9 protein-coding genes and 1 tRNA gene are annotated in these 13,970 nt (G+C 38.9%); 8 read left to right on the top strand and 2 right to left on the bottom strand.

What is annotated here, in order from left to right:
- Nucleotides 1-23 precede the first annotated feature (23 nt).
- The 5 genes from FLEMA_RS0118910 (at nt 24) to FLEMA_RS0118860 (ending at nt 8,657) form a co-directional block, all read left to right on the top strand.
- Complete coding sequence (locus tag FLEMA_RS0118910) at nt 24-956, top strand: glycoside hydrolase family protein (RefSeq protein WP_026995873.1); 933 nt, start codon at nt 24-26, stop codon at nt 954-956.
- Nucleotides 957-1,064: 108 nt separating this feature from the next.
- Nucleotides 1,065-1,880 carry a phytanoyl-CoA dioxygenase family protein gene (locus tag FLEMA_RS0118900; RefSeq protein WP_026997760.1) on the top strand — a complete coding sequence of 272 codons (816 nt, stop codon included), beginning with the start codon at nt 1,065-1,067 and terminating at the stop codon, nt 1,878-1,880.
- A gap of 102 nt (nt 1,881-1,982) precedes the next feature.
- Nucleotides 1,983-2,963: a glycosyltransferase family 2 protein gene (locus FLEMA_RS0118885; protein ID WP_026997759.1), complete on the top strand. Its 981-nt coding sequence runs from the start codon at nt 1,983-1,985 to the stop codon at nt 2,961-2,963.
- A 408-nt stretch (nt 2,964-3,371) separates the two neighbouring features.
- Nucleotides 3,372-5,786: an alpha-L-rhamnosidase-related protein gene (locus FLEMA_RS0118865; RefSeq protein WP_218918535.1), complete on the top strand. Its 2,415-nt coding sequence runs from the start codon at nt 3,372-3,374 to the stop codon at nt 5,784-5,786.
- 138 nt (nt 5,787-5,924) lie between these two features.
- Nucleotides 5,925-8,657 carry a family 78 glycoside hydrolase catalytic domain gene (locus FLEMA_RS0118860; RefSeq protein ID WP_026995872.1) on the top strand — a complete coding sequence of 911 codons (2,733 nt, stop codon included), beginning with the start codon at nt 5,925-5,927 and terminating at the stop codon, nt 8,655-8,657.
- Between the two features lie 44 nt (nt 8,658-8,701).
- On the opposite strand, the gene FLEMA_RS69105 is transcribed toward FLEMA_RS0118860, so the two are convergent.
- A complete protein-coding gene (locus FLEMA_RS69105; RefSeq protein WP_044171725.1) occupies nt 8,702-9,931 on the bottom strand; it encodes a multidrug effflux MFS transporter in 1,230 nt (409 codons plus the stop codon).
- A gap of 155 nt (nt 9,932-10,086) precedes the next feature.
- Entirely contained in the window at nt 10,087-11,352 is a 1,266-nt protein-coding gene (locus tag FLEMA_RS69100; protein WP_044174697.1) for a hypothetical protein, read from the bottom strand.
- A gap of 177 nt (nt 11,353-11,529) precedes the next feature.
- On the opposite strand from FLEMA_RS69100, the gene FLEMA_RS0118775 reads away from it, so the two are divergent.
- The 3 genes from FLEMA_RS0118775 to FLEMA_RS0118755 all read left to right on the top strand — a co-directional run bounded on the left by FLEMA_RS0118775 (nt 11,530) and on the right by FLEMA_RS0118755 (nt 13,745).
- The gene (locus FLEMA_RS0118775) at nt 11,530-12,771 is read left to right on the top strand and encodes an ABC transporter permease (RefSeq protein WP_026997757.1); all 1,242 of its coding nucleotides are present in this window, start codon (nt 11,530-11,532) and stop codon (nt 12,769-12,771) included.
- 186 nt (nt 12,772-12,957) lie between these two features.
- Nucleotides 12,958-13,041 (top strand) — tRNA-Leu (locus FLEMA_RS0118765).
- A 224-nt stretch (nt 13,042-13,265) separates the two neighbouring features.
- Nucleotides 13,266-13,745, top strand: a complete 480-nt coding sequence (locus FLEMA_RS0118755) for a YdeI/OmpD-associated family protein (RefSeq protein ID WP_026995869.1) — start codon at nt 13,266-13,268, stop codon at nt 13,743-13,745.
- Nucleotides 13,746-13,970: the final 225 nt, after the last annotated feature.

Here is a 13,970-nt window from a genome sequence, read left to right as displayed (position 1 = left end):
CTCTTATTTACTATTGCAATAATATGTGGGTTAAAAAAGGATTGATATATAAACCAGATGGGTCATTGGCACATAGCCAATCTCATGCACAAGTACCTTTTGCTTATAAGCATCAGGATTTTTTGAGAATCTATTTTTCAACAAGAGACGCTAGCGGGCAATCTCGCCCCACTTTTATTGATGTAGAATACGACGACCCTACGCAAATTCGCTATATCCATGACAAACCTGTATTAGAATTGGGTGGCCCTGGCGAATACGACGAAACAGGGGCTATGCCTGCGTGGTTTGTGGATATGCCCAATGGCGATATTTGGTTGTATTATACAGGCTGGAACAGAACGCATAATTCTTACCGCCTTTCTATGGGGCTTTCTGTAAGCCATGATGGCGGTTTAACATTCCAAAAAATGTTTAAAGGCCCTATTATGGACCGCTCTATTCATAACCCAATCTGGGCTGCACAGCCGTCGGTAATGTACGATAATGGTGTTTGGAGAATGTGGTATATTTCAGGACAAAAATGTGAGTATATTCACGGCTACCCTGAACCTTTCTACGACTGCCGCTACGCCGAATCAAAAGATGGTATCCACTGGACACCAACAGGTGATGTGGTATTACCTTTCGACGATTTCTTGCACGCAGTAGGTCGTCCAAGTGTGTTCAAAGAAGACGGTATTTACAAAATGTATTATTCGTACCGTCATACAAGAGACTACCGTACCGACCGCAACCAAAGCTATAGAATGGGCTATGCCGAGTCGTTGGATGGTATCAAATGGGAAAGAAAGGATGATTTGGTAGGTATTGGTAAATCTGATAACCCAGCAGACTTTGACTACCAAATGATAAATTATGCTCATTGTTATGAACATAATGACAAGAAATATTTGTTGTACAACGGCAATGGTTTTGGTGCAGCAGGTTTTGCGTATGCTGTCTTAGAAAAATAGTCATTAAGTAGTTTGATATTTATCATCAAAACCTACCTAATTGTCTGATAATTTTGAGCCATTGTTAAACTCATTCGCTAAGCGTTTTTTAGCAAAAAATAATACATTATGGCAACTTTAAAAGAACAATTCAATAAAGACGGGTATCTGATTTTAAAGAACTTTTTCAGCAAAGAAGAAATCGCAAAAATATATACAGAGGCTCGTCAATTATTTGCAATCCAAATAAAAAGAGTATTAGGCATAGAGGTAGATATCAACGACCGTGATACTTTTGAAAAGGCAATGTTTGATTACTTCGACAAAGATTTTACGTCTTTTGTTAATACAGGTAAGCAAGTACAGCACCTTATTTCGATGCATCGATTAGGTACAGATGATAGAATTGTAGATTTACTCAAAAAAATCGGATATGAATTTCCAACCATTGCAGTACGTCCTGCTATGCAATTCAATAGTCGATTTTTGTCGAAGGGGGGGAGCCACTGGAAATTAGGGGCACACCAAGATTGGCGAACAGGTCAAGGCTCATTGGACAGTGTAGTACTGTGGTTTCCGTTGGTTGATTGTGGTGAAGATTTGGGCTCGCTTCAAATTATTCCTGCAAGTCATACCATTGGATTGCTCAATGCCGATACCTCTGGTTATACAGGCTCTATTCAAGATGCCTTGCCAGAAGAAGCTTACGTACAAACTTCTTTTGAGGTTGGCGATTTGTTGATTTTCTCAGCATTTTTGGTACACCGTTCTGGTAATAATATCACGCAGAATGTTCGTTGGTCGATTCAGCTACGATACAACAACATCAGCGAGGCTACTTTCCAAGAGCGTGGTTTTCCAATGCCATATATCTATAAACCCGAGGAAAATTTGGTTACACCAGATTTTCCTAAAAAAGAACAGCTAGAGCAAATTTTTGCCTAATAATATTATTGTATCTTTGTAAGCCTGTGCGGTATTCCACACAGGCTTTTTATTTTTCATTCCACCAAAACAAGGTTTGACTTCTTCAATCCAACTTATTCAATGATTAAAGTTAGTGTTATTGTACATACTTACAACCACGAAAAGTTTATTAGACAAACCCTCGATAGTATTGTTAATCAAGTCGTAAATTTTGATTTTGAAGTAATTGTAGGCGATGATGCATCGCCCGATACTACTCCACAAATTATCAGAGAATACCAAGCCAAATACCCTCACCTGATAAAACCGCTATTACACGAAAAAAACTTGGGGGGCTTCGGAAAAAACAATACACTTTCTACTTTGGCTGCTAGTAAAGGGCAATATATTGCCGCAATGGATGGTGATGATTACTGGACTAGCCCTCATAAATTGCAAAAACAAGTAGATTTTTTGGATGCCAACCCCGACTTTGTGGCTTGTTTTCATAATGCTCTTATTCATTTTGAGGATGGCTCGCATCCCGACCATTATGTCAACGACGAACACCAAAAGGTAGTTACAACCGTCGAGGATTTGGTGGGTGAAGATGAGGTTTGGTACATGGCTACATCGGCAGTGATGTTTCGCAATGGTATTATTACTGAGTACCCACAATGGTTTCATGAATCCAAAAGTGGAGATATTCCTCGGTATATTCTTTTGGGTAAGCATGGCAAATTTTACTATATCAATGAAGTAATGTCGGTTTATCGTAAAAATGGGGGAGGAATGAGTTTTACCGATGGAAAACAGGATGCAGGGTTTTTATTCAACCGAATAGGAATGTACCAAGGTATAGATGCCGAATTAGACTTCCGTTATCATAAAATATTACAAAAGAATATAGCCAGATATTATTTGATGTTAGCCAACTCTATTCAGTATGGCGATAATGTTATTTTGAGCCGTTTTTATGCGATTAAATCATTGATTTTGTCGAGACCTAACAGTGCCGAGCATATCAAGAACGTTTTTCAAAACTATATTTTGCCAAAAGGCTTGATGAAGCTATACGCCAACCTAAAATGGCAAATACAGAAACGCCTTTTTTCTAAATAAATCCACAAGTGGTTGATAATAAGCTTTTTAACAAGTTTTGATTGTTATATCAATATCTGTAGGAGTAATTCTTGCAGTTGCCTATTTGGAGGTAATTGCAAAAATTACTCCTATATTTTTAGAGGGAAGTTTAACCATGTTTTGATTAATATGCTGTAATATAGGTAGTGGGTGTGTATTGGATTCCCTTGTAATCCACAATTTTTTGAAGAACTTTGGTGTCATATACTGCAATTGCTTAAATAGTTTTTAGTTATTAATTAAATAATCAAAAACTATCATATAATCTTATTTTCTAAGGATTGGAAATGACAGTTTAGTATTTTTCTTTTTATACATTTGTGTTATGCAATATGGACAAAAAAAGGAAATATCATAACTATATTGTGATTAAACCGTCAACTAACGATGAAAATGATAAGCAAAAGTTTGTGGCTATTTACATGGGTTCTTGTCTGTATTTGTCCTAATACAATAATCGTAAAAGCCCAAAATATTAACCCTGATATTCTACAAAAATCTTGGAATGCTTATTGGATAGCTGTTCCTAACCAACCAGCTAAAGACTACGGCGTTTATTTTTTTCGTAAAACCTTCGATTGGCAATCTACCTCCAACAGTTTCGTAATTCATGTTTCGGGCGATAACCGATATAAATTGTTTGTTAATGGCAAAATGGTATCGTTGGGGCCTGCCAGAGGCGATTTATCTTACTGGAATTTTGAAACACTCGATATTGCTCCTTATTTGGAAAAAGGTAAAAATACGATTTCTTCTATCGTTTGGAATGACGGCGAATATCGTCCAGAAGGGCAAATATCGCATCGTACAGGTTTTGTATTACAGGGAAATTCTACCAAAGAAAGTATTATTAATACTAACTCTTCATGGAAATCTTTGGCTAGTAAAGCCTATCGGCCTATTACGGGTGTTGGTTATCAGACCTATTATGTGGCTGGGCCAGGCGAATTGCTGGATATGAATTTGGCGGTTGCGGGAACTTGGCAAAAAAATGAATTTGATGATACAGCATGGCAAAATGCTATGCACGTTAGTTGGAGAGGAGCTAGTCCCAAAGGCATAGGCGATATTACCGACTGGATGCTCGTACCTTCGGGGATTCCTCAAATGGAACTGTCAACTCAACGTTTTGCCAAAGTTGGGTTAGCAGAGGGAATCGCTATACCGCAGGGTTTTCCTCAAAAAATAACCCCTATTACTATTCCAGCTCGTTCGCACGTGACAATTACCTTAGATCAGTCGCATCTGACCAATGCTTATCCGACATTGCTTTTTAGTAAAGGAAAGAATAGTCGACTTTCGATGGTATATGCCGAAGCCTTATTTGAGGCAGCCCCTTTCAAAAAAGGACAATTGCGGAAAGGCAATAGAAATGAAATAGCGGGCAAAGTTATGGCAGGGCGAAAAGATAGTATTGTGTCGAGTGGGGCTATTCAGCAAAATTTTACAAGCCTTGCTTGGCGAACGTTCAGATATGTACAACTTACTATAGATACGCAAGACGAACCACTTTTGCTCGATGATATTTATAGCACTTTTACAGGATACCCTTTTGTCAAAAAAGCTACTTTTGAAACTCCTCAGGCCAATCTTCACAAAATCTTGGAGATTGGTTGGCTCACAGCTCGCTTGTGTGCTGTCGAAACTTATATGGATTGTCCATTTTATGAACAATTACAATACGTTGGTGATACCCGTATTCAGGCTTTGGTATCGTATTATACCGCTGGCGACGACCGACTGGTACGCAATGCCCTCGACCAAATGGATCATTCTCGTATGGCCGAAGGTATTACCCTGAGTCGGCACCCTTCATTTAGCCCACAACAAATACCCACTTTTTCTTTGTGGTATATTGGTATGCTCCATGATTTTTGGCGGTATCGTGGCGACGAACCTTATATCAAGCACAAAATGCAAGGAGTACGCAATGTACTATGGTTTTTTGAGCAATATCAGCAGGCCGATGGAACACTCAAAAATGTGCCATATTGGGTTTTTACCGATTGGGTACAAGCTAGAAAAGGATGGAGTAATGGTGTAGCTCCTTATGGCAAATCAGGAGAATCCAGTATTCTCGACTTTCAGTTGCTATGGGCATTACAATTGGCCTCCGAAATGGAAAGCCTGCTAGGGTCAAAGGAAAATGCCAATATATATAACCAAAAAGCAATCCAGCTTCAGAAAACCATTAAAGCCAAGTATTGGGATAGTACCAAAGAGCTATTTGCTGATACCGAAGATAAAGATATTTTTTCGCAACACGCCAACGCATTGGCTATTTTGACACATACCGTAGAAGGCTCACAGACTCTGAGTATCGGGCAGCAACTTACCATAAATACTGCTTTAGCTCCTGCCTCTATCTATTTCAAATACTATTTACATCAAGCGTTGGTACAAGCAGGATTGGGCAATGATTATATAAAATGGCTAGGCGATTGGCAAAAAAATATTGATTTAGGACTAAGCACTTGGGCAGAGATTTCGGAAGTAGAGCAAGCTAGGTCTGATTGTCATGCTTGGGGAGCAAGTCCCAACATTGAGTTTTATCGAGTTCTATTGGGCATCGACTCCGATGCAGCGGGTTTTTCCAAAGTAAAAATCAAGCCACACTTAGGCTCAATCGAAGCTATCGGGGGTACAATGCCACATCCACAAGGTAATATTAGGGTATCGTATCAACTAAAAAAAGGTAAATGGAATATCCTTGTTGAACTGCCAAATCAGGTAACAGGAACGTTCCTCTGGAAAAATCAATCGTATCCGCTTGTAGGAGGTTCCAATACCTTTATATTTTAAGCCGAAATGCTAATTTTTTATTAACTGCTTATTTATGAAGTAATTACCGAATATCAGAGGTTAAGCTTATTTTGTACGATTACGTAATAAAAACTCCTTTACCGATTAATTTCAACCCTTTAATACACTAAAAACACAATGAAGCAATTGATAATGAGTATTGTCTTACTGCTGTATACGATAGGTAGTTTTGGACAAATTCAAGTACAAAATTTACTCTTAGAAAACCTCAGTAATCCTATTGGATTGGATGCAGCTAAGCCCAGATTTAGTTGGCAAATTACGTCTGACAAACGCAATATTAAGCAAACTGCTTTTGAAATACAGGTCAAAATAGGAAAAAAGAATGTTTGGTCATCAGGAAAAGTATTATCAGAATCATCATTGTTCAATAACTATCAAGGGGCTGCACTTCAGTCAAATACACGTTATACGTGGCAGGTAAAAGTATGGGACAATCAGGGAAATATATCTGAGTGGAACAACGGCCATTTTCATACGGCATTATTGAGCTCGGCCGAATGGAAAGCCAAATGGATAAGTTCGGGAATAGCCAGCGATACTGTCAATGGGATTGTTCCTATGTTTAGAAAAACCTTTGACGCTTCTAAGAAAATAGTTTCGGCTACAGCATTTGTTACCGCACGAGGCTTGTACGAAGCCCAAATTAATGGCAAAAGAATAGGCGATGCCTTCCTTACACCTGGTTGGACAAGCTACAACAAGCATTTACAATACCAAACCTACGATGTGACGTCTTTACTGGCCATAGGAAAAAATGCGATAGGGGTATTGCTAGGTAGTGGCTGGTATCGTACTCGACTGGCATGGGTGAATCAGAAAAATATTTATGGGAAAGAAACGGCTTTACTTTTCCAGTTAGCCATTAAATATGCCGATGGTACAGAAGAAACAGTGATTTCTGATAACTCGTGGAAAGTAGCAGAAAGTCATATTCGTTATTCAGAAATTTATGACGGCGAAATTCAAGATGCTCGCCAATATCAAAATAATTGGGCTGTCGCTTCTTTTGACGATTCTTCATGGAAAAATGCCAAAGAAACGAACTTCCCTTCCCATTATCTGAATGCAGCTATCAACGAACCTATCAAAAAACATGAAACCTTCAAACCAATTAAGGTATTGACCTCGCCCAAAGGAGAAACCATATTGGATTTTGGACAAAACCTTGTAGGCTGGGTAAAGTTTACAGCCAGTGGTCAGGCAGGGGATGTCATAAAATTATATCATGTAGAAATGCTCGATAAAAAAGGTGTTCCTTATTTTGAAAACCTACGTTCGGCCAAAGCTCAGGCTACTTATACCCTGAGCGGTAAAGGAACAGAAACCTTTGAGCCTAATTTTACCTTTTTTGGTTTTCGGTATGTAAAAGTAGAAGGGCTAAAAAATAAAATTAATCCCGTCGATTTTACGGCAATAGCTCTATATTCCGACATGAGGGCAACAGGTTCGTTTGAATGCTCAAATCCATTGGTGAATCAATTACAAAAGAATATTCAATGGGGACAAAAGGGCAATTTCTTGGACGTACCCACCGATTGCCCTCAACGTGACGAACGTTTGGGCTGGACAGGCGATGCCGAAGTGTTTTCACGAACAGCCGCTTTTAACTTTAACGTAAACCAGTTTTTTGCTAAATGGCTAAAAGACGTAATAGCCGACCAATACGACAACGGAGCCGTACCCTACGTTATTCCCGATGTACTCAAAAGCTCAGGCTTTGGAAGCCCGAGTGGAGCGGCGGGTTGGTCAGATGCCAGTATTATTATTCCTTACAATATGTATGTAGTATATGGCGACCAACAATTGATTGAAAAGCAGTATAGTAGTATGAAGGCATATTTGGACTATATGCGAGGTGTAGCCAAAAACGACCTATGGAATACAGGCTTTCAGTTTGCTGATTGGCTTTCATTTCGTGTAGATGATTCTAAAGAAGCGATAGGGCAGCGCTCTGCCGTTACTGATAATTATTTGGTGGCCCAGTGTTTTTATGCTTATAATGTAGGAATTATGATTAAAACAGCTTATTTATTGAATAAAAACGAGGAGGCCAAAGAATATGAAAATCTATTGGAGCGTATCAGAAAAGCCTTTCAAAAAGAATATATGACCGCTTCAGGACGATTGATTTCGGAGACACAAACTGCCTATATCTTAGCTTTACAATTTGATATGCTACCCGAAGCGATTCGTCCAATAGCGGTTGAGCGTTTAGAAAATAACATCAAGTCTTATGGGTATCACCTTACAACAGGCTTTTTGGGTACGCCATTTTTGAATTCTGTTTTAACTCGTTTTGGTAAAAATGATGTGGCTTATAAATTGCTATTACAAGAAACGTACCCATCGTGGTTATATCCTATTAAAGCACATGGGGCTACAACAATTTGGGAGCGATGGGATTCTATGAAACCCGACAGTACTTTTCAAGACCCAGGAATGACATCATTTAATCACTATGCCTATGGAGCAGTTGGCGATTGGATGTATCGCACAGTTGCAGGAATAGACACCAAGGAGGCAGAAGGTGCAGGCTACAAAGCCAGTATTGTCAAGCCACAAATAGGAGGAGGGCTAACTTTTGCTAAAGCAAGCTTAAAAACACCTTATGGCGTATTAGCATCGTCATGGAAAATCGAAAATGGGGTATTTACTTTGGCAGTCGAAGTGCCAGCCAATACACAAACTACAGTTTATTTTCCTGCTAGTAGTGCCAGCGAAATAGCCGAAAGTGGAGTAAATATTAGCAATATAACCACCAATCAAGGTGATATTTATACTACGATTGGTTCAGGAAAATACGTGTTTACCTTGCCTGTATCGTCGTTGGTCAAAGCCAAAGAATAGTGTTAGTACCTCAGCGAGGGAGGTTTCCTCGCTGAGGTTTTTGTTTAGTGCAAAACACCCGTATCCATATTATGACCTAATTCTACTTGATGTTTGATAGTTCTTTTCCCTACCAGATAAACCAAATTAGCCAGTAAAGCTGCACCAGCCATAGCCGCTACCATTGGCAATGTTGACGGCACATCGAAAAGACTAATAATAACAGAAATCAATGACCCCATACCCATTTGCAATGCTCCCATCAAAGCCGAGGCACTGCCTGCATTTTTGGTAAATGGTGCAAGTGAAAGTGCCGCCATATTAGGGTTGGCAAAACCAATACACGCCAAAAATAAGAAAAGAAATAAAATCGTAATGCCCAAATTAAGCCAGTTGCTGTACGAGGCTATCAAGAAAATAGTACCAATAACAATCAGACCAACCAAGGCTATCTGAACAATCTGCTCGCTTTTGAATCGCTTCAAAAGAATGTTGTTGAGCTGACTAGAGCCAATAAACCCAACCGACAGAAAGGCAAAAATCCAGCCGTAGACTTTTTCACTTACTTGAAATACACTCATGAAAATGAGAGGCGACCCCGCTACATAAGCAAATAAACCTGAAAAAGCGATAGCTCCTGTTAGGGCATACGTATAAAATTGAGGTTCGGTAATTACCGAGACAAAGTCTTTGATAATAGGAGCAGGCTTCAACGAATGATTGGCATCGGGCTTGAAGCTGTTTGGCAGCCAAAGAATTGTAGCAAGTAATAACACTGCACCAATCATAGTTAAAATCACAAATACCGAGTGCCAGCCAAAGGTAGCAGTAACGTAGCCACCCAAAGTAGGAGCAATCATCGGTGAGACACCCAATACAAGCATCAACAACGAAAATACTTTCGGACTATCTTTTACAGGAAATAAGTCACGAACCATGGCTACAGAAGCTACCGTAGCCGAACATCCGCCAATAGCCTGAACAATTCGGAGTACAATAAGTGTGTCGATATTGTTGGCCCAAACACAACCCAATGAAGCCAGAATATACAAGCTCAATCCAAAATAAAGGGGTTTTTTACGACCAAAATGGTCTAATAAAGGGCCATATAAAAGTTGTCCTGCTGAAATACCAATAAAAAAACCAGAAAGCGTAAGTGATACTTTAGCTGCGGTGGTATGCAAATCTTTGGCAATTACAGGAAAACCAGGCAAATACATATCAATAGAAAACGGAGCAAGTGCGGTTAAACTACCAAGAATAAGAATAAGAGAATAGTATGTTTTTTTTGACATTAAAAAAGAAATTATAAATGGAAGATATTGGGATAAAAGAGCTTTTGAACTAGCTTGATAATGAAAAAATTAAAACAACGATAAAATAAAAAAAGTTTAGATTTGGCACCTAAACGCCGAAATCCAAACTTTTTTACAAAATATAAGGGTATTTATTATGTTTTTTGCTTCTTTTTCTTTGCTGCTGGAAATAGCACATTATTAAGAATTAATCGGTATCCAGGCGAATTAGGATGCAAATTCAAATCTGTTGGCTCTTCGTTCACAAAGTGCTGGTAGTCTTCGGGGTCGTGGCCACCATAAAACGTCCAAAAACCCTTGAGAAATGTACCATGAATATACCGAGCCTCGTTGAGCGAGCGATTTTCACCCAAAATAGTAACTTCGGGCTTTACCATCGTCTTTTTAAACGAAGTGGTTTGCCCCATAAAACCATGAATAGTTGTTTCATGATTTTGCGTTAACATTGTCGGAATAGGGTCCCATTTGGCCGAAAACTGAAACAAATTAAAGTAATCATTTTCTTCCCGAACAGGCCGTTCGTTGTTGGGATATGCCTCGATATTAGAAAATTCGATAACTTGAGGGTGATACACCAACCCAAAATTCTGAAAAGCAAAAGTATTTTCGTAATTCAATTTGCTATCTGCTTTTGGGTCATAGCCGTCACCATCATAGAAGGCATCGACAATATCCATACCGTCGGCAGCCAAGGCTATGTCATACGTATCGGTAGCGGTACACATGGCAAACATATAGCCACCGCCACCTACAAACTCACGAATCTTTTTTACAACAGCCAATTTGAGCTGAGAAACTTTATCGAAGCCATATTTTGCTGCATTCTTGCGGTCTTCACGCAGTTGAGCCTGATACCAACTCTGGTTACTTTGATTCCAGAACTTCCCCATTTGTCCCGTAAAATCTTCATGGTGCAAGTGCAACCAATCATATTCGGGCAACTTACCACCCATAACGTCGTCGTCAAATACCAAATCGTAAGGGATTTCGGCATAGGTCATAGCTAGAGTAACGGCATCGTCCCAAGGCTGAGCTGTTTTGGGCGAATACACCGCTACACGAGGAGGCTTTTGAAGTTTTACAACATCCATATTCACATCGGGGCTACTCACTTCAGTTCTGATTTGAGCAGCATCGCCGTCAGAAATCACTTCATAACTAACCCCACGAATCACCAATTCATTTTCAAATTTTTGGGCTTGAGGAATCATAAAAGTGCCCCCCCTATAATTCAAAAGCCACTCTACTTCGGTGTCATGTGTTTTTAGTACCCAATAAGCAATACCATAAGCTTTAAGGTGGTTTTTTTGGGTTTCATCCATCGGAATCAAGATGTACGAAGCCAATAGTCGTGTTGAACTCAGCAAAAATATGATAAACGGAAAGATAAGACGCTTCATTGGTTTGAGTATTTTGTCATTCAAGAACTAAATTTGTTAAACCATATTAGTTGGTTTGGCAAAGCATATAATTGCTTATAAAAATCGGAAAAACGATATGTTTTTAACGAAATTACGACAAATATAGTGCAAATTTAACCTTATGAATTCTCAAATTGTCACATATTCATCAAACACATGAATTATTTAGAAAATATCCGAGAAGCTCTTCGCTCTATTCAGGCCAATATGCTTAGAACCGTTTTGACGGCCTTAATTATTGCCATTGGTATTACGGCTTTGGTCGGAATCCTAACGGCTATTGATGGTATTCAGAGTTCGGTCGATAATAGTTTTTCGGGCTTAGGTGCCAACTCCTTCGACATCAGAAACAGAGATGTTTTTAGGATTAGAAAAGATGGGGAAAAAGAAAAAAATTATCCACCTATCAATTATCGTCAGGCCAAAATGTACAAAGCCCTTTTTGGGAAATCGGCAGTAATCGGTATGAAAACCAATGTTACGTTCAATGCAGAAATTAAATACGAATCTAAAAAAACAAATCCTAACTCCCGAGTAATTGGTACAGACGAAAATTTTCTGGACATGAAAGGATATAAGGTGTCGGAAGGTCGTCAGTTTTCGAGCAATGACCTTGAGCTGGCTACCAATGTATGTATTGTTGGGGTAGATGTGGTAAGCCAAATTTTTGGGAAAAATATTAGCCCTATCAACAAAGAAATCAATATTCTTGGAGGTAAATTTAAAGTAATAGGCTTGCTTGAGAAAAAAGGAAGCTTTATGGGTGGAGGCGACGACCGTGTGGTATTTGTACCATTAGAAACTGGTAGAAAATTGGCGCATGGCCGTAGCTTAACTTTTGATATAGTAACGGCTGCCATTAATATCAAAGATGTAGAAAATGTAATGGAAGAGGCAAGAGGTGCTATGAGAATTGTACGACAAGATGCCCTCGGAACACCCGATTCTTTTTCTATCGAACGCTCTGATTCCTTGGCCAAACAATCCGAAAATATAACAGGGGTATTACGTATCGGTGGTTTTGGAATTGGGTTTATTACTTTACTCGGAGCAGCCATTGCCCTAATGAATATCATGATGGTATCTGTAACCGAAAGAACACGTGAAATCGGTATTCGTAAGTCGTTGGGGGCAACGCCCAAAGTTATTAGGACACAGTTTTTGATAGAAGCCATTGTTATCTGTATTTTGGGTGGTTTGGGCGGTTTGATGCTAGCCATTCCTATTGGTAATGTAATAGCCAATGGTATTATGTCTGGTACATCAAGTTTTATTATTCCTTGGTTATGGATGTTTGTCGGTATTACCGTTTGTGTTATAGTAGGGCTTTTCTCTGGGATTTATCCCGCATTCAAGGCATCTAAGCTCGACCCTATAGAATCTTTGAGGTACGAGTAATTTTTTTTAGAAATTAGTACTATAAAGAACTTTTTCATAATCAGTAGCTTATGATGTATGTTATGAAAAAGTTTTCTTTTTTTAAATTTTGGGTTTGCACAGTAAAAATTAATCCTCTATTTTTGCATCACAAAACACGAACAAAAGCGTTCAAGTAAATCACAAGAAAGATTTTGTAGTGCAAATGCCCAGATGGCGGAATTGGTAGACGCGCTGGTCTCAAACACCTGTGCCTTCATTGGCATGCCGGTTCGACTCCGGCTCTGGGTACGCCTAAAAGCGAAACGAAAGTTTCGCTTTTTTTTTGCCCCAACTTTTCAGTAAGTTTTAGCTCTTCTTATTAGCTGCAGATACAGCAGGCTCAAAATTGACTGTGAAACTAATAACTTTGTACAATTATTGCTAGAATAGTACCTTCATGACATTATCCAAAGAATATCATAGACTGGGTAATGTCAAATACTTCTCTTTTATTTGTCAAAATATATAAATTCATGGAGCAACCTTTTATAGAACAAAAACTTCAACTTGAAAAATTTCCAGGTAAAGGCGGTTGGACATATCTTGTGATTGAGCCAATAACCCCAAGTACAAAAACTAAATTTGGAATGGTGCAGGTTCGAGGCTACATCGATGATTTTGAGCTAAAACGCTATAAACTCATGCCTATGGGAAATGGGAGACTCTTCTTGCCTGTTCGTGCCGAAATTCGGAAGAAAATTGCCAAACAAGAAGGCGACTGGGTAGATGTTGTGCTTTTTATGGATAACTCAGCCCTAGAAATCCCTGAAGAGTTTCTGTTATGCCTGAACGACGACCCTCAAGCTCATGCCTTTTTCCAAACGCTCTCAGATAGCGAAAAAAAATACTACCTTGACTGGATTGCGTCAGCTAAAAAAGAAGAAACCAAAGTAAATCGTATCGTAACTACACTCAAAAACTTGGCGATGCACAAAAAATTTTATCGCTCGTAGTACTATTACTTTCAAAACAACTATCGCTAGGTGATTTTCCACAAAGCTTCACGATTAAGTTTTCTCTATTTTTTATAATTGTACAATTCAAAGAATATCCAGTACAAACAGGATGGTGCATGATGGGCTTTGTAAGATGTGTTGGTTATTTTACAATAAATAATTTGTAAAGTACAAGTATTGTTGGTTAATACTTGACCAAAATAGCAACGTATCACAATCAAT

This window comes from Flectobacillus major DSM 103 (assembly GCF_000427405.1).
In the GTDB taxonomy this organism is placed as follows: Bacteria; Bacteroidota; Bacteroidia; order Cytophagales; family Spirosomataceae; genus Flectobacillus; species Flectobacillus major.
This window is presented reverse-complemented; position numbering and strand designations above follow the sequence as displayed.